The organism is Salinicoccus halodurans (assembly GCF_900114445.1).
GTDB classification, from domain to species: domain Bacteria; phylum Bacillota; class Bacilli; order Staphylococcales; family Salinicoccaceae; genus Salinicoccus; species Salinicoccus halodurans.
Genome location: NZ_FOTB01000004.1, coordinates 332,761 through 349,846 on the forward strand (window position 1 = coordinate 332,761; position 17,086 = coordinate 349,846).

General features: G+C 45.6%; 19 protein-coding genes and 1 riboswitch. Of the genes, 6 read left to right on the forward strand and 13 right to left on the reverse strand.

Annotated elements, in window-relative coordinates; all coding sequences use genetic code 11:
* The first annotated feature begins 99 nt into the window (after positions 1 to 99).
* Positions 100 to 1,056, forward strand: coding sequence for an oxygen-dependent tRNA uridine(34) hydroxylase TrhO (trhO, locus tag BM271_RS10255; RefSeq protein WP_046789325.1), 957 nt, complete (start codon positions 100 to 102; stop codon positions 1,054 to 1,056).
* Between the two features lie 46 nt (positions 1,057 to 1,102).
* Here the strand turns inward: trhO and BM271_RS10260 are convergent, their stop codons facing one another.
* The gene (locus BM271_RS10260; protein ID WP_046789324.1) at positions 1,103 to 2,089 is read right to left on the reverse strand and encodes an acrylyl-CoA reductase family protein; all 987 of its coding nucleotides are present in this window, start codon (positions 2,087 to 2,089) and stop codon (positions 1,103 to 1,105) included.
* Positions 2,090 to 2,243: 154 nt separating this feature from the next.
* Positions 2,244 to 2,343: riboswitch (TPP riboswitch) on the forward strand.
* 81 nt (positions 2,344 to 2,424) lie between these two features.
* Between BM271_RS10260 and BM271_RS10265 the strand changes: the two genes are divergently transcribed.
* Positions 2,425 to 3,006, forward strand: coding sequence for a YkoF family thiamine/hydroxymethylpyrimidine-binding protein (locus BM271_RS10265; protein ID WP_046789323.1), 582 nt, complete (start codon positions 2,425 to 2,427; stop codon positions 3,004 to 3,006).
* 124 nt (positions 3,007 to 3,130) lie between these two features.
* Here the strand turns inward: BM271_RS10265 and BM271_RS10270 are convergent, their stop codons facing one another.
* The 6 genes from BM271_RS10270 to BM271_RS10290 all read right to left on the reverse strand — a co-directional run bounded on the left by BM271_RS10270 (position 3,131) and on the right by BM271_RS10290 (position 7,551).
* Complete coding sequence (locus BM271_RS10270; RefSeq protein WP_046789322.1) at positions 3,131 to 3,766, reverse strand: O-methyltransferase; 636 nt, start codon at positions 3,764 to 3,766, stop codon at positions 3,131 to 3,133.
* Between the two features lie 131 nt (positions 3,767 to 3,897).
* The gene (locus BM271_RS10275) at positions 3,898 to 4,842 is read right to left on the reverse strand and encodes a bile acid:sodium symporter family protein (protein WP_046789321.1); all 945 of its coding nucleotides are present in this window, start codon (positions 4,840 to 4,842) and stop codon (positions 3,898 to 3,900) included.
* Between the two features lie 102 nt (positions 4,843 to 4,944).
* The gene (locus tag BM271_RS10280) at positions 4,945 to 5,895 is read right to left on the reverse strand and encodes an ABC transporter permease (RefSeq protein ID WP_074924568.1); all 951 of its coding nucleotides are present in this window, start codon (positions 5,893 to 5,895) and stop codon (positions 4,945 to 4,947) included.
* Positions 5,888 to 6,811 carry an ABC transporter ATP-binding protein gene (locus BM271_RS10285; RefSeq protein ID WP_046789319.1) on the reverse strand — a complete coding sequence of 308 codons (924 nt, stop codon included), beginning with the start codon at positions 6,809 to 6,811 and terminating at the stop codon, positions 5,888 to 5,890. Before BM271_RS10285 ends, BM271_RS10280 begins: the two co-directional genes overlap by 8 nt.
* 115 nt (positions 6,812 to 6,926) lie before the next feature.
* The gene (locus BM271_RS14385; protein WP_200795341.1) at positions 6,927 to 7,082 is read right to left on the reverse strand and encodes a hypothetical protein; all 156 of its coding nucleotides are present in this window, start codon (positions 7,080 to 7,082) and stop codon (positions 6,927 to 6,929) included.
* Position 7,083: 1 nt separating this feature from the next.
* Positions 7,084 to 7,551 carry a GNAT family N-acetyltransferase gene (locus BM271_RS10290; RefSeq protein ID WP_046789318.1) on the reverse strand — a complete coding sequence of 156 codons (468 nt, stop codon included), beginning with the start codon at positions 7,549 to 7,551 and terminating at the stop codon, positions 7,084 to 7,086.
* 225 nt (positions 7,552 to 7,776) lie between these two features.
* On the opposite strand from BM271_RS10290, the gene BM271_RS10295 reads away from it, so the two are divergent.
* Positions 7,777 to 9,267: an MDR family MFS transporter gene (locus BM271_RS10295; protein ID WP_046789317.1), complete on the forward strand. Its 1,491-nt coding sequence runs from the start codon at positions 7,777 to 7,779 to the stop codon at positions 9,265 to 9,267.
* 61 nt (positions 9,268 to 9,328) lie between these two features.
* Here the strand turns inward: BM271_RS10295 and BM271_RS10300 are convergent, their stop codons facing one another.
* The 3 genes from BM271_RS10300 to BM271_RS10310 form a co-directional block, all read right to left on the reverse strand.
* Complete coding sequence (locus BM271_RS10300; RefSeq protein ID WP_046789316.1) at positions 9,329 to 9,523, reverse strand: YwbE family protein; 195 nt, start codon at positions 9,521 to 9,523, stop codon at positions 9,329 to 9,331.
* A 166-nt stretch (positions 9,524 to 9,689) separates the two neighbouring features.
* Positions 9,690 to 10,898 carry a diaminopropionate ammonia-lyase gene (locus tag BM271_RS10305; RefSeq protein ID WP_046789315.1) on the reverse strand — a complete coding sequence of 403 codons (1,209 nt, stop codon included), beginning with the start codon at positions 10,896 to 10,898 and terminating at the stop codon, positions 9,690 to 9,692.
* Between the two features lie 110 nt (positions 10,899 to 11,008).
* Entirely contained in the window at positions 11,009 to 11,464 is a 456-nt protein-coding gene (locus BM271_RS10310) for a GNAT family N-acetyltransferase (protein ID WP_046789314.1), read from the reverse strand.
* 57 nt (positions 11,465 to 11,521) lie between these two features.
* Between BM271_RS10310 and BM271_RS10315 the strand changes: the two genes are divergently transcribed.
* Entirely contained in the window at positions 11,522 to 12,001 is a 480-nt protein-coding gene (locus BM271_RS10315) for a metal-dependent hydrolase (protein ID WP_046789313.1), read from the forward strand.
* Positions 12,002 to 12,057: 56 nt separating this feature from the next.
* Here BM271_RS10315 and BM271_RS10320 read toward each other — a convergent pair whose 3' ends face one another.
* Both BM271_RS10320 and BM271_RS10325 read right to left on the reverse strand, forming a co-directional pair.
* The gene (locus tag BM271_RS10320; RefSeq protein ID WP_046789312.1) at positions 12,058 to 12,870 is read right to left on the reverse strand and encodes a Cof-type HAD-IIB family hydrolase; all 813 of its coding nucleotides are present in this window, start codon (positions 12,868 to 12,870) and stop codon (positions 12,058 to 12,060) included.
* A 51-nt stretch (positions 12,871 to 12,921) separates the two neighbouring features.
* The gene (locus tag BM271_RS10325) at positions 12,922 to 14,247 is read right to left on the reverse strand and encodes a 6-phospho-beta-glucosidase (RefSeq protein WP_046789311.1); all 1,326 of its coding nucleotides are present in this window, start codon (positions 14,245 to 14,247) and stop codon (positions 12,922 to 12,924) included.
* A gap of 194 nt (positions 14,248 to 14,441) precedes the next feature.
* Here BM271_RS10325 and BM271_RS10330 point away from each other — a divergent pair, with 194 nt between their 5' ends.
* Together BM271_RS10330 and BM271_RS10335 are read left to right on the forward strand one after the other, a co-directional pair.
* Positions 14,442 to 15,164, forward strand: coding sequence for a MurR/RpiR family transcriptional regulator (locus BM271_RS10330; RefSeq protein ID WP_046789310.1), 723 nt, complete (start codon positions 14,442 to 14,444; stop codon positions 15,162 to 15,164).
* Between the two features lie 41 nt (positions 15,165 to 15,205).
* A complete protein-coding gene (locus BM271_RS10335) occupies positions 15,206 to 15,640 on the forward strand; it encodes a TspO/MBR family protein (RefSeq protein WP_200795342.1) in 435 nt (144 codons plus the stop codon).
* A gap of 79 nt (positions 15,641 to 15,719) precedes the next feature.
* Here BM271_RS10335 and BM271_RS10340 read toward each other — a convergent pair whose 3' ends face one another.
* Entirely contained in the window at positions 15,720 to 17,033 is a 1,314-nt protein-coding gene (locus BM271_RS10340) for a hemolysin family protein (protein WP_046789308.1), read from the reverse strand.
* Positions 17,034 to 17,086 lie beyond the last annotated feature (53 nt).

A 17,086-nucleotide genomic window follows, 5' to 3' on the forward strand; every position in this document is an offset into this window, starting at 1 on the left:
ATCATTGTAAACTTGGTATAATCTAATATTGCATGAAACAAATTTCATGCGTTCTATCAGGTATATCCTGCAAATATAATTGATAGGTGGAAACTAAATATGGAATATCAAGTTTTACTTTACTACTATTACACAGACATTGAAGACCCTGCGGAATTTTCTGCAGAGCACCTTGAACTCTGCAAGAGCATGAACCTTAAAGGTCGTATTCTTGTAGCAGGAGAAGGTATTAACGGCACCGTTTCAGGTACCGTGGAAGACACAGAAAAATATAAGGAATATATGGAGAATCATCCATTATTTAATGGCATCGTATTTAAAATCGATCCGTCTGAAGGCCATGCTTTCAAGAAAATGCATGTCCGTCCGCGACAGGAGCTTGTAAACCTGAGTCTGGAAGAAGATATCGACCCAAGGGAACTGACAGGCGAGTATCTGGAACCGGCTGAATTCCTGAAACAGATGCAGGACCATAATACAATCGTCCTTGATGCCAGGAACACTTATGAATATGATGTGGGCCATTTCAGGGGAGCCATCCGTCCGGATGTGGAGACGTTCCGCGACCTTCCGGAATGGGTTGAGGAAAATCGTGAAATGCTGGAAGGCAAACGTATACTGACATACTGCACCGGCGGTATCCGCTGTGAGAAATTTTCAGGATGGCTGAAGCGGGAAGGATTTGAAGATGTCGGCCAGCTGCATGGCGGCATTGCCACTTACGGCAAAGACCCTGAAGCAAAAGGCCAGAATTGGGACGGCATGATGTATGTGTTTGATGAAAGGCTTACAGTGCCTGTCAACCAGGTCGAGCATACAGTAGTCGGTAAAGATCATTTCGACGGCACCCCGTGTGAACGCTACATCAACTGTGCAGATCCTGACTGCAACGCGCAGATTCTTGCTTCGAAAGAGAATGAGGACAAACATCTGGGCGGCTGCTCAATTGAATGCACTAAAAGCCCGAGAAACAGATATGTGATTGAAAATAAACTTTCTTCCGAGTTTGTCAGAGAACAGATTCAAAAGCTTGAAGAAGAGTACTATGCAAAATAAGATAAAACGCGCCGATCCATCAGGACCGGCGCGTTTTTCTTGTGTTTTACATCTTTACTATGATTCTGCCGCGTATTTTACCTTTTAAAATATTCTGCAGTGTATCCGGCAGGTCTTCCAGGGTGATTTCATGTGAAATATCCGTTTCCAGGGCAGATGGTTTCATATCATCCGCCAGCCTGTCCCATACTTTCAGCCTGTGCTCCATCGGATGTTTGACTGAATCAATGCCGAGCCAGTTGATATTGCGGGAAATGAACGGCAGAACTGTCGTCTGCACCTCAACGCCCCCTGCCAGACCGCATGTCGCAACGGAACCTCCGTAATCGAGACTGCTCAGTATATACTGCAGCGTTTTTCCGCCAACAGGATCGATTGCAGCCGCCCACTGTCTGGTACGTGTTGCCCGTCCCCTGAAGTCCGTCACCTCATCCCTGTGGATCACTTTGGACGCTCCGAGCGATTTCAAATACTCAGCCTCTTCGGTTCTGCCGGTACTCGCAACAACTTCATATCCACGGTCATACAGCATATTGACTGCAATACTGCCTACACCGCCGCTCGCCCCATCGACCAGAACCCTGCCTTTATCCGGAGTCAAACCGTTATCTTCAAGCCTCTGTATACAAAGGGCCGCCGTAAATCCTGCCGTACCCAGTTTCATTGACTCGTCCATGGTAAGCCCTTCAGGCAATGGGACAATCCATTCCGCCGGGATTCTTGCCACTTCACTGAAACCGCCTGTATGACGTGTGCCTATGAAGTAGCTTGTCGCGATAACCTCATCCCCTTCTTTGAACCGTGTGTCTTCCGATGCAATTACTGTGCCTGCCAGATCAATGCCGGGAACCAACGGCAGCTTTTCAGCCAAATCACCTTTGACTGCCACCATACCGTCTTTATAGTTGACACTCGAGTATGCAACTTTTATCGTCACTTCTCCTTCAGAAAGGTCTTCGAAACCAATCTCCTTCACTTCCATCTCCATCTTCTCGTCCACTTTATCCACGACAAGCGCTTTAAAACGATCCATATACACATCCGTCCTTTCCTCTTTGTATGAAAGTTACTTCTATTATAATACATATGCATTTCATTGTATCGGTTAAAGGTTTACGACTTCCTCTCTGCTTTACTCTCTCAACTCATTACTGTTAATATGAAGATGAATAAAAAACTGCATACTTTTAAATCACTGGGGGCGCTTCAAAGAGGCTGAGACGGAAAACCGGACCCCTATCACCCGATCTGGATAACACCAGCGTGGGAAAGTGCAGCAAAGACAATTATGGCCTCATTCATAAATATAGATGACTGCATCCCGCCGGGATGTGGTTTTTTATTCCAAAATTTACTGGAGGGATATGAATGACGACAGAAAAGAGAGCAGCAGACGCACAGTTCACGCTATTCCCGATGTCCGATGGATTCGTGGATATCATTCTTGGTGCACTTGATGAAGTGGATACATCCAATGTTGAAATGAAAACGGACAATGTCAATACTGAAGTCAGGGGAACAATTGAAGATATTTTCGATGTGATGCAGGCGATATTCCTGCATGCGGCCAAAACCGGAGAGCATGTCGCTTTAAGCGGAACCACAGCCGTCGGCTGTCCGGGCGGCAAGTCAGAAAAAATCCAGACGGCTTCTGACAAATTGGCATTAAACCGGGAAACTTCCGCAAAAGTTGAACAGAAAGCCGGGGCCAAATTCTCACTTTATCCACTCGGTGATGCTGATTATATGAAGAAGATCGAAGCCCAGATCGACCTGTCAACAAATTCCGGAGTTGAAGTGACACCGGCTCAGGGGGCAACACGGCTGGATGGAGATGTGAAGGAAATTTTCAGCATTCTGGAAAATTGTTTCGCCAATGTCTCAAAAGTGGTAAGTCATACGGCCATGGCGTTCACCGTTTCCGCAAACAGCCCGTCTGAAAAGAAATAAAATATTTAAAGAGTGGCGGACGATGCGATGATGGCCGATAAGTGTATTTGTCGGCCGCCGTTTTATCACATAAAACGACAAGAAAGAGAGCAGAGATTTCAAATCTCTGCTCTCTTTCTTGTATCTAATCCAATACTGCCATTATGAATCCGTCATGTCCTTTAGCACCTACTGTCTGTACTGCAGTTGCGTCAATGCGTGGTTCGTTTTTCAGTATTTGAAGGAACCGCTGCATTTCCGCTCCGTTTGCCTCTTCTTCGAATTTATCTTCGATTTTACGTTCGGTTATAATAACGGATCCGCATTTTGCCATATCGATGGCCGCTTCCAAATAGTCGGGATAAAGTGCCTGGTTTGCATCGATATAGATGAAATCAAAGCGTGGATATCCTCTTTCAAGCAATTTTGGCAGTGTATCTTCCGCTGGTGCATGAATCACTTCTACTTTGTCTTCCAATCCCGCTGCTGCGATATTTGCTTCCGCAAATTTTGCATATTCCGCATTGGATTCGAGCGATGCCATTTTTCCTTCTTCAGGAAGTGATTTTCCAAGCCACAATGTGCTGTAGCCGCCAAGACTTCCGATTTCCAGAATCGATTTAGCCTCTTTGATCTTGGCCAGCAGATGAAGGTGTTTACTCTGTCCGGAGAATACCTCCTCTCTGTGCTCATTATGTGCCGGAATACCTGTTATCACTTCGTCATCGGCATTCAGTTCTGCGTTGAAATAGTCGTCCACAGCGTTCCAAAGTTTGGACATGTTGAATAAGTCGCCTCCATAATTTTATGGTTCTTTTATTTATAACATTTTATCAGATATCAAATTCTGAATATTTGATAAAATGTTATGTTTGTTATCATAACGCATACTGGAATTAAATGCAAACTGCATTAATAACCCCGGGAAAACTGATATTTTTCAATCACCTTGCTGAAAAATGATGCCATGACCTGCTGGAACAGCATGCAGAACACCACCGGCATGGCTACTTTTGCCGGGAAGTAGGCGGTGGCGATGACCACACCGACTGATATATTCCTCATTCCTGCATTGAAAGTGAATGCCGTAATGACTGCCGGGTCCTTCAGAAGATAGTGGCCGACCGGCAGTGCAAAGGCATAGCCTGATACCGTGATGAATAAGACCAGCAGGAGAACACCGATGATTTCCCAGGAAAAATCATAGAAGTACGGTGAAATCACACTGCCGTTGATCATGATGATGAGCATCAGGCTGATTTTGGAAAACGGGGCAAGGGGTTTCCCAAGCGCGTGCCGTACCCTCCCCTTCGTCAATTGGTTCAGTGTCACCCCAAGAAGTGTGGGGAGCACAATCATCCAGATCAGACCCATGATAAGTTCCCTGTTATCGACTGCGACCGCTTCGCCTGATATGACGCTTAAAATCAGCGGCAGGATGATCGGGGCAAGCAGCGTATCGATCAGGATGATCGACAGCGTGAGCGGCAGATTCCCTCTCGTCACCGTGACCCAGATGACCGACGTGACACCGGTAGGCACTGCAACCGCCAAAGTGAATCCTATGGTGTACAACGGATCATCAAATATGGATGATGCTAAAAGCCAGGCCCACACCGGCATAAGCATATGCAGGAAGACAAGGGTGACACCAATCGCTGCCGGATGCTTTATGACTGTTCTGAAGTCTTTGAAATCCATGCCCAGTGCGCCTGTAAACGTCATGAAGGCAAACAGGAATGTGATCAGGAATAAAAATTGCGAACCAAAATCACCCAGCAGTACCCCGATGACGAGACTCAGAGGCGTTATGACGGCAATCCACTTCTGTATAAAACCATTCAATTTCTCTAGCATGGAACCACCTGATTCAAATTATATTATTATCACTCTATCACACTAAAAGCCGGACAGCTTACTGCTGAACAAAAAAACCGGCGCAAAGGCGCCGGTCCGATATTACTGTCCTGCAACATCACGCCGTGTAAAGACGAGCCATGATGCCAGTATGAATATTATCCAGTATACAACAAGCACACCGATTGAAAAGCCCATGGTCATCTCTTCCCTGACCGGTCCGATCTGTGAATCATAGATTGTCAAGTCCGTGTTCGCGAACAGAATAAATTTGGACCACACTTTATCAGCAAAGAACTGGACAATCGAAGTTCCCGCCATCATCAGGAATACCGCCATGCCGATCGCCAGCGCACTGTTTCTGAAAATGCTTGAAATCATGAATGCAAATGTCGCCATCATGAACAGATTGACGAGCTTGAAACCGTACCCGCTGATCACTTCGCCGATGGCAGTGACACTTGCAATGCCTTCGCTGTTTCTGATGACAAGTTCCGGATTGCCGCCTGCGACTCCGAAGAATAAAGCACCGGTGATCCAGGACAGGATGAGCAGAAATGCCAGAGTGATCAGCGCAAATATCAGCACTGCAATATACTTGGACAAGAGGATGACCGTTCTCGAAATCGGACGGATGAGAAGCTGCTTGATGGTTCCCCACCGGAATTCATTTGCCACTATACCACCTGCAACAATGATTGTAAGCAGACTGATGACAGAAGAAAGCATTGCGTTCTCTATAACAAACTGCCAGGCATCATAAGAGACCGGTTTAATACCATTATCCATATGATATTGGTTCATTTCAATCTTCTGAGTATTCATGTCGACCAGGAATTCCTCTTCCTGCATCTCTTCTGTCAGCGCCTCGTTCTCAGTCTGGAGTTCCTCCTGCCAATCTTCACCGTATTCTTTATTCGCCCCGTCAGTTGTCGCTGTAATGGCAGCTACGGCAATAATCAGTACTGCTAAAAAGATATACATGATCCAGGTTGATTTCTGTATATATATTTTGGATACTTCGTTCCATATAAGACCGAATATGTTAGCCAATGACATTCTCTCCAATCAGATCGAAGAATTTATCTTCGAGGGATGCGCTGGATACTTCCACCCTGTAGACCAGTATGTCACCCGAAACCAGGCTGGTTACAATACTCGGCATGAGGGATTTCTTTGCACTGAAGGTGATGAACCCTCCGTCTTCTCCGGCGTCTATGCCGTGATGCGTCTTAAGCACTCTGAGAGCACTGTCCACAGGATCCACTTCAAGGCGGATCTGACGTTCAGGGTCTTCCTCCGCCTGCTGTTCATGTACAGACTGAATGCCGATCAGCTCGCCATTTTTTATAACACCGATCCGGTCACACATCAATTCGATCTCAGAAAGCAGATGGCTGGATATGATTACTGCTACATTATCTTCATCTGCAAGCCGTCTGATATATTTCCGGATCTCACGTATACCCGCCGGGTCGAGACCATTCGTCGGTTCATCCAGTATCAATACCGAAGGGCTGTGAAGCAGAGCCTGCGCGATTCCGAGACGCTGCCGCATCCCGAGTGAATATCTGCCGACTTTCGTTTTAATTGCATTTTCCAGTCCTACCAGGGAAATTACCTGTTTGATGCGTTCTTTCGTCACACCGGGACTCATTCTCGCGAAATGCTTCAGATTCTGCATTCCGGTCATGAAAGGATACATTTCCGGATTTTCAACAATTGCGCCCACTTCACGGATTGCACCCTTAAAATCTGACTTTACACTTTTCCCCAGTATCCTGACATCGCCGTCCGTAATCCCCATCAGACCGACCATCATTCTTATCGTCGTTGTTTTCCCTGCACCATTCGGCCCGAGAAAACCAAACACTTCGCCTTTATGTATTTCAAAGTCGAGACCTTTGATGATTTCTTTTGATCCGATCTTTTTCCTGAGTTTAACTAATTCCATCGCCGATTCAGCCAAGCTAACGCCTCCTTTGTTTTTCAATTACCAAATACAATACTAACAGAAATTAAATTTACTAAACAGCCATAATACGAATAAAATAATCCGGACATATCATTCGTTCATGTCCGGATCATCTTTTCCTGAGAGATTTCACTTTCGCATCTCCGCCATACCGATTCCGCACTATCTTCCTCGCCTCGATCTGCGAGCGGGCGGCTACTTCTTCTGTAATTATTTCATTCTTCTGTTCGACAGTGACGACGAAGCATTTTGTTCCGCATCTCATATCAATTGTTCCTTTTCCTGAAAATATAGTTATCATGTCCGCCGACGTCCAGGGTTTCAAGGATCTCCCAGCCTTTTTGTGCGTAATAGTCATATTTTGTTTCCGATTCTGTCTTGGCATAGATGGTTTCATATCCCAGCCCGGATAAGTGTTTCAGCATGTCTCCGACCAGCCTGTCCGCGACACCCCGCCCCCTGTATCCCGGCAGAACATATAAAGCAGCGAGCCAGGGCTGATATTCCGGCCTTTCGGGAAGATCATTCTTGTAGATGGAGACTGTACCGATACACTTGCCGCCTTCGAGTGCAATCATGGTGATCGGATACGATTCAATGCCTGATTGTGAGAAAAACTTTACAGTTTCTTTAAACGTCCCTTTTCTTCTTTCATCCAGATGAAAACGTTCAAATATAATTCTGGCGACTTCAGTTTTATATTGCGGCTTTTTTGAAAGAAAAGCTGTTTCCATAGCATTCACCTCAATTATATATCCATACACCCATTATACATAACCAAACACGGCTTTAGTAAGAAGTCAGCTTTCTGTCATAGTAACGCTCAAAAATTTATTTTTCTGTTTCAGACACCTTTTTATTGTTATTATTTTATTCACGTATTATAATCTATTGTCGGCAAAATTAAGCTGTATATCCATACTTGATGCCGATAGATCATTAAAGTGAGGATTCCCTATATGGACAACACAGGCAATGCACCTAAATACGAATACTTATCCGAAAATCCTGATGTCAAAACACTGCCTATAATGCTTTCGCTGATCATTGGCGCTTTTTTTGCGATTTTGAACGAAACACTTCTGAATATTGCGCTTACGACTCTGATGCGGGAATTTGATATTACGCTGCCGACGGTACAGTGGATGGCCACCGGCTTCATGCTTGTCATGGGTATCGTCATCCCTGTATCCGCCCTGCTCCTGCAGTGGTTCACAACCAGACAGCTGTTCCTCGGGACCATGATCATATTTACCATCGGAACCGCCATCTGTGCAATGGCACCGACTTTTCCCATCCTGCTTTCAGGACGTCTGATCCAGGCAATCGGCACCGGCATGCTGATGCCGATCATGTTCAACGTATTCCTGCTTCTTTATCCGCCGAATAAAAGGGGTAAGATCATGGGAATTGTTGGTCTCGTCATCATGTTCGCACCGGCGATCGGGCCAACACTGTCCGGAATCATCGTCGAATATCTGGGATGGAGATTTTTATTCATCACAGTAATTCCTTTCTCAGTGTTTTCGATAATATTCGCTTTCATCTTCTTAATCAATGTCTCTGAAGTGACTAAGCCGAAAATTGATATCCTGTCCATCGTGTTCTCGACCATCGGTTTCGGCGGAACGATTTACGGATTCAGTTCTGTCGGAAAAAGCGAAGCCGGATTTTTAAATCCGGAAGTGCTGATCGCAATCACTGCCGGAGTAGTCGGTATTGCATTATTTGCATTCAGACAGATGAGGCTGGAAGAACCGATAATGGACCTTCGGGTGTTCAAATACCCGATGTACACCCACGCCGTCATACTGTTCCTGATCATCGTCATGACGATGTTCGCCTCCGAAATCATCCTGCCGATCTACATGCAGGGGCCGCTTGCGCTGACTGCAGCCGCAGCCGGATTGCTTCTGCTGCCCGGCAGTCTGCTCAACGGCGCACTCTCGCCGTTCATGGGCGCATTGTTCGATAAACTCGGCCCCCGTCCGCTGATGATCCCGGCAACCCTCATACTGAGCGGGACAATGTTTGTGATGAGCCGTCTCGATACAGAAAGCTCACCATGGGTCATCCTCGTCGGATTCATGCTGCTCATGGTTTCTGTTTCAGCAACAATGATGCCGGCCCAGACGAATGGATTGAACCAGCTGCCAAAAAGACTGTATCCGCACGGCACCGCCGTCGTTTCAACACTGCAGCCGGTAGCCGGCGCAATCGGCGTATCTGTGTTCATCAGCATCATGAATGCGAGACAGATGAACTTCCTGCAGAACTCGGAAAACCCGTCCGATCCAGCAACAATCGATCAGGCGATGGTCGCAGGCGTCGAGCTTGTCTATTTCATCGCATTCACCATTTCCATCATCGCCGTAATTATGTCATTCTTCGTCTACCGGGCAAAGCCTATGGAAGATCTGAAAACAGAACAGCCTGATACGAACGCATAAAGCAAAAATAACCTTTCCGTCAATAATCGGAAAGGTTATTTTTAATTTAAAAAATCATTATTTAATTCAGGATTTCTTTTACCCTGCCCACAGTGCCATCTTCGAGTTTTACCTTGATACCATGGTGGTGCTCAGCCGAATTCGTAAGAATCCTCGAAACAACGCCTTCAGTCAGCTTGCCCGATCTCTGATCCTGTTTCTGGACGACTCTTACTGTCTGTCCGGGTTTTATATTCTCTCTTTTTGTTCCTGACATCATTAATCACCTCACTCACTGTCCTGGGGTCAATTCTTATCTCCAATGTCACATCCAGAAGTACATTCACACCTGCCGCTTCCGCTATTTTTCGACCTTTGTACATCAAATATCATGACCTCAAAGTTGGCAAGATATTCAGATTGTACCATAAATCCCCGCTTAACTATTCAGATTCCCCTGATCCATCCCCTGTCACTTTCCTGTAGTTTTCAGGATCCGTGTCACCTTCGGTATTTATCATCAGCACTTCTGAAGCTGCATCCAGTCCGAGCTGTTCTTTCAAACCGTCATATTCTTCGTTGGTCATCACTTCATACAGAAATCCAAGAGGAACTGAGCCGGACTCTCCCGACACTACTTTTTCATCCCCGCCTGCCGGACTTCCGAGTACCCGCATTCCTTTTGCACTGATTGCATCATCACATGATACGAAGCAGTCCGTAATGGACTTCAAAATTTCCCAGCCGACCGGGCTTGGTTCTCCGCATGACAGCCCGGCCATCATTGAATCCAGCTCTCCATGGACACGGACCGGCATCCCCTCTTCACTGCCGGCTGACTGATACAGACAATTGGCTTTCCCGGGTTCCACTACGATAATCCGTGGCGGCTTACCATTGGTGAGGTTATACAGGGCCGCTGCCATCGCTCCGGCAAATGAACCGACACCTGCCTGCAGAATGACATGGGACACTTCACCCAGTGATGAATTTTTCAGCTGTCTTTCAATTTCTTCAATGATTGTGGTGTATCCCTGCATAATATACATTGGGAACTCTGTGTACCCCTCCCACGCCGTATCCTGCAAATGGATCCAGCCATTTTCCTGAGAGAGTTCCCGGACAAATTCAACTGTCTCATCATAGTTCAGATCAGTTATTGTACCTTCTGCACCATACTTCAATACTGCATCCAGACGGGATTTAGCAGTACCTTTGGGCATATAGACTTTACTATTCTGTTTAAATATTTCCGCCGCCCAGGCCACTCCTATACCGTGATTACCGTCTGTGGCGGTTGAGAAAGTCGCGGCTGGCAAATCCGATACTTTCTCAAGCAATTTTTCAAATGTGAAATCCTTCAAATCCACATCCAGTTCACCGGCAAAATACTTTGCCATGGCATAGGAAACACCAAGTCCCTTAAATGCATTCAATCCAAATCTTTTCGATTCATCTTTCAAATAGATTTTTGCGATTCCCAACATTTCAGATAAATTTTTCAATTCAATAAACGGTGTCTCATCATACTGCGGCATTGAACTGTGGAAAGACACAGCTTTTTTCATCTCATCAACATCGTAATCCGCGGCAGCCCGCTCCATCCGGCCGGCATCTTTGAATCTATTCTCGATCCAGGCAATAGTATTCATATGGATCCTCCTTTTAAAATGACTATTCTGCTGTGATGAAGCAACAGCGGAATTCCGGACAGACTGGAAAAATAGTCCGGAAAGAATGCAGAACTCGGTGCATCAGCCTGCTAAGTCAGCTTTTTCTTCAATACAATCATATGCTCCAGCTGTCTGCCCGATTCAAATATCGGTGCATCATAATGTTCAGTGAAGAAATTATCAATCTGATATGATTTTTTAAAACCGGCTGATTCATAAAATGGGATAGTCAGAGGACTGTCGCCGGTGCCGACATACATGGCAGTTCCTCTGTCTTTATAAAGAAATAAAATATGTTCGAGCATTCTTCTGCCGTATCCCAATCTTTGGGAGCCGGGCTCCACGGCAATATTTTTTATTTCGAATTCCCCGTCACCTTCATCGGTTACTACACATACCGCCTTCACATCTTCCGATTCCAAAACGAACATTTCCCCTCTTTCCAGATACCGGTCGATCATATTTTCCTGTTCATCTGCGAGCAGCAGCAGGTCCAGATACTTCTTCTTGTCTTCTAAAACTTGTTTTATATCAATATTACACATCTCCTGTAATTGGGTTCTCCGCCGTGATATCATATATAGACTGGAGGAGGGAACATCATGACAGGTAAAACACACATCGTCGGAGGCATCGCCTCAAGTCTTGCGTTTGCCCATTTCTCAAACTTCGACCCTGTCATCACGGTCGGAGCCGGCATCATAGGAGCTCTGATTCCCGACATATGCCACGGTGGCAGTAAGATGGGAAAAGCTCTTCCTATCCTGTCCAAAATAATAAATCTGATATTCGGACACCGGTCGTTCACCCACAGCCTGCTCTTTTTAGTGCTTGCATCATTTCTGATGGACAGATTTCTGCCCTATGATGCGGTTAAAAACGGCCTGATGATAGGGATGATCAGCCATCTTATACTGGATATGGCTACTAAAAGCGGCATCCAGCTATTTTTCCCGATCAGCTTCAAAGTCAAATTTCCGATAACGATACGGACCGGAAGCATGCCTGAAAACCTCGTTTTCAGCATTTTGTCACTGGTATCATTTTATTTCGGGTTCCAGCTGTTGAACTTCTACATATAACTTTATTAAAAAAACTCCTTTGGGCAATCATACCCAAAGGAGTTTCTCAGTTCAATCTACTTAAAAGGACCTTCTCCCTTAAAGTATTGATCTATGATTTCCAGTACTCCGCTCATGTTATTATGCGGTGCTGTGTATTTTGCGGTCTGTTTCACATCATCCGTGGCATTCTCCATGGCAAAGCTGTACTCGGCATGCGCCAGCATTTCCAGATCATTGCCGCCGTCACCGAACGCCATCGTTTCTGCGTCTTTGATATTCCAGCGCTCCTGCAGCTCCTTTATACCTTTCGCCTTATGATGGCCGGGAACTATCAGATCGATGCTGCCATGTCCGCTGGATGCCGGCGTCACGTATTCCCCCAGAATATCCCCGAGGAAATCCTTCAGTTCATCCGTATCCTCCGCCGGGCATGACAGGGCGAATTTCAGCACCTGGTCTTCAATGTCATCAAAGCTTTCAACCCTTTTCAGCCGGCGGTAAAACTTCTGGATCATGTTGAAGTACTCTTCTGTCACATCATCCAGAACATAGGCGCTTTCCTTGCCGCATACTATCGTGGATAATTTATCATGTCTGGCAATTTCACCCGTCACCGCTGCCACATGCGATTTCGGAATACTTACGGAAGACACTTCCTCCCCCGCATCCACGACAAACGCACCATTTTCAGCGACATAGCTGATTTCATCCTGGATTTCTCCGTAAAATGATTTCAGCTGGTAATACTGGTTTCCGCTGGCAACAACAAATTTGATGCCCCTGTCCTTCATTTTCGAATAAAGACCGTCGAACCTTTTGCGGTCATATTCTTTTGTATCATTCAGAAATGTTCCATCCATATCTACAGCAATTAGTTTTACCGGCAAAATAATCCTCCTCGAATAACAGTTCTTTCATTCCATTATACTGTATTTCGTCTATTTTACTGCCTGAAAAAATTGGGGGAGGTGTTCTTTATGCGCTTCCATCATTTCCTCGGCGATTTCTTTGGCAACTTTGTCTGATGGTGTCAGAGGATTGATTGTCAGAGCCAGCACCGCTTTTTTATAATCGCCTTCAACAGCAGCTTCGGCCGCGATGCGCTCAAATGATTTGATCTGCTGCACGAGTCCGCGCACTGCCACAGGGAGGTCTCCGAATGCGAGCGGGATTGGACCATCTTTCGTAATGACACAGCTGGTTTCGATTGCAGAACCATGCGGGAGGCTCGCAATCGCGCCGCGGTTCATTGTGTTCACCGGCTGGATATCCCTTTTGTCATTGTATATTGAAGTAATCAGACGGACCGCTGCATCTGAGTAATATGCACCGCCCCGCTCTTCCAGCTGCGGCGGTTTGATATCCAAATTCTCATCCTTATAAAGCTCGAACAGTTCTTTCTCCAATTGCTGCACGACCTCTGCGCGTGTACCTTCTTCTTTGGCACTGATCTTCGCCTTCTCCAGCATTTCACCGGATTTATAATAGTACATATGATACGGACATGTGATGAGCCCAAGAGCTTCCATGAATTCAGGTTCCCAGCCCATGCCGTCGATATTTTTTACGAAGCTGCTGTTTTCCGGGTCGGAGAGCTTTTCGATGACCTCATCTTTTACACTCCCGCCGTCAAGATAGACATCCAGGCCGTAGACCATATGGTTCAGTCCTGCAAAATCTATTCTGATTCTTGAATGTTCGACATCAAGCAGATTTGCGATGCCCATTTCCATTCCAATCGGCACATTGCACAGGCCGATGACTTTTTTTATATTGGAGTGGCGCAGCACCGCTTCCGTCACCATGCCTGCAGGATTGGTGAAATTGATCAGCCACGCATCCGGACAGAGTGCCTCCATATCTTTACAGATGTCCAAAATGACAGGAATGGTACGCAATCCTTTGAATAGACCGCCCGGTCCATTCGTTTCCTGACCCAGTACATTATACTTAAGCGGAATACTTTCGTCTTTCGCTCTGGCATCAAGGATCCCGACCCTGAACTGTGTTGTTACAAAATCTGCGTCTTTCAGCGCTTCCTTCCGGTCCAGTGTCAGATGGACGTCGATAGGCAGACCGGCTTTTTTAATCATCCTTTTGGCCAGATTACCGACAATCTTCAGTTTTTCCCGTCCGGCTTCTATGTCCACGAGCCATAATTCACTGACCGGGAACTCATCGTACCGTTTGATGAACCCTTCTACAAGCTCCGGTGTATAGCTGGAACCCCCGCCGATTGTTGCGATTTTAATCCCTTTATTCATATGATTACCTCCGGATAGATTATTGATACTTCAATTGTAGCTGCCTCACCGACCGTGATATATACATATTGTCGATTTAGAATTTATTGACGCGGATAAACATTTGTTCCATACATGTAACACTGTGTTTCATCCTTCTGCTGTGTTACGCTTGTGATGATTGGATATCTCTGAATTGAAGGAGTACTGCATATATGTTTACACAGGAAGAAATTGCTTCATTTAATGAACTGGAAACTTCTTTATACAACTACATCGTTAAAAACAGGGAAAAGGTCGCATATATGAGAATACGGGAACTAGCCGCGGAAACTCATATGTCCACTTCAACCATTCTGCGTTTTTGCAGGAAGACGGGGTGTGAAGGTTTTTCCGAATTCAAAGTCAGGCTCAAGATGCACATGGAAGAAAAGACGACAGACCTTAAAAATGCGCAGTACACTGTTTCGGAATTTTTTGAACGCACTTTAAAAGGGGACATCGACGAAAGAATAAAAAGCGCAGCTTCTCTTATAGACGACGCGGACACTGTGATCTTCATCGGCATCGGCAGCTCCGGAATACTTGCTGAATATGGCGCAAGATATTTTTCGAGTCTCGGCAAGTTCTCCATGTACATCAAGGACCCTTACTTTCCCGTGCACTCGAACCTGCGGAATAACAGTGTGACGATAGCTCTCTCTGTCTCGGGCGAAAATAATTTCACCGTCACTCATCTCAACCAGCTCAAGCAGGAGGGGAGCACGATCATCAGCATTACAAATCACAAGCACTCCACCATCGCAAAAATATCGGATGTGAACATTTCCTACTACGTTACGGAAGAATGGTTTGAAAATGCCAATATCACCACTCAGATTCCTGTAATATACACACTTGAATCCATGGCGCGTGAAATATACGCCCTGAACAATTGATATTTATGAAAAGTAAGGAGTGAATGATTCTGAAACTTTTATTGAATATTTTAATCCCTGTTGTCCTGGGATCTCTGATTGGTTATATGTCTGCCTCAAACTCGGGCGCAATTTATGACAGTTTAACTGCTCCGCCCCTGAACCCGCCAGGCATCACCTTTTCTGTCGTCTGGCCCATACTCTACGGCCTCATGGGACTGGCACACTATTTTGTTACAAAAGAAGAAAAGATGCCGAATATCAGGACAATTTATGTCATCCAGCTGCTTTTCAACTATGCATGGACATTCCTCTTCTTTTCCCTTGCTTTAAGAGGCATTGCAGCGGTTGAAATCCTGATTCTGATTGTTTTAATCATTGTGATGATGCGCCGGTTTAAGAAGATCAGCAAAATTTCATTCTGGCTGCTGCTGCCTTATCTGCTCTGGACGCTTTTTGCTTTGTATCTAAATGCAGGATATTGGCTTTTGAACTGATGCCTAATAAAGGCCCGGATCCACCGTAATTGTGAATCCGGGCCTTTATATTCCGGCTCTTTAATTCACAAACTCCTGCCTACTTTTCTCCATCCACCACTGAGACCAGAACCGTTTCAATAGGCCTGTCCCCTGAGTGTTCCACTTTAAAATGAAGATTATTATATGTGAGTTCCGGCTGCTCCCCTGTTTCGGGGAAATACCCGAGCTGATCAATCATAAAGCCGTTCAATGTCTCATATTCCTCAACCGGCAGCTCTTTTTCGAAAAAGTCCTCCACATCCAGCAGATGGATGGTGCCTTTTATACGATATTCACCTGACGATATTTTTTGAATCCTCTCTTCTTTGTCTGTATTGTTATGTTCCGATAATATTTCCCCGACAACTTCTTCTATAATATCTTCGATGGTGACCAGTCCTTCTGTCCCGCCGTATTCATCAAGGATGATGGCGATGTGGGCGTTGTTTTTCTGCATATCTCTGAGAAGAAGATCGATACTTCGGCTTTCCGAAGTGAAGAATGGTTCATGGCATAATTTTGAGAGATCGAACTCCTTTTGTCCGCTGCCTTCCATAAGTTCCAGCAGATCTTTGGAACGCAGAATCCCGGTGATGTTATCAATATCCCCATCATAGACCGGAAATCTCGTATACTTTTCCTGATTCACAATGGAGATCACTTCATCTAAACCCGCATCAAGCGGTATGGCTGCTATGTCTGTTCTGTGAGTGCTGATGCTGGTCACTCTCGTATCATCCAATTCAAAAATATTTTTTATCATCATACTCTCCGCCTGCTGAATATTCCCTTTCTCTCCGCCGAGTTCGACCAGCATCCTTATATCCTCTTCCGATGCCTCATCATTCCGGGCATTGGGATCAATTCCAAAGAGACGTACGACACTGTTTGTGGAGAATGTCAGAAGCTTAACAACAGGCAGGGTGATTTTGAACAATATTGTCAGCGGCCCCGCCACAACATTTGAAATACTTTCCGCTTTCTGCAGAGCAAGCTGTTTTGGCACCAGTTCCCCGAATACAAGTGTAAAATAAGAAAGTATGAGAGTGATTGCCACCAGCGCCACTGTCTCAAGTACAGATGCAGAGAACGGCACACCCAGATCAGTCAGCAAGGCGGCAAGCGGACCTGCAAAGAAATCGGCTGCGAATGCACTTGCCAGAAAACCCGCAAGTGTAATTCCCACCTGGATCGTGCTCAGGAAGCGGCTCGGCTCTGAAATGAGGTTATTTAAAAGTATTGCTTTCTTGTTGCCGTCGTTGGCCTGTTTTTTCACTTTATTGTCATTCAGTCCGATCAGTGCAATTTCCGAAGCGGCAAAAAAAGCATTGATCAGTATAAGTATGATCAGTGTAATAAGAGCTATGATCATTGAAACTCCTCCTGTTTCCATCATTGTTTATGTTTTCCTTTATTCTTCCCTTT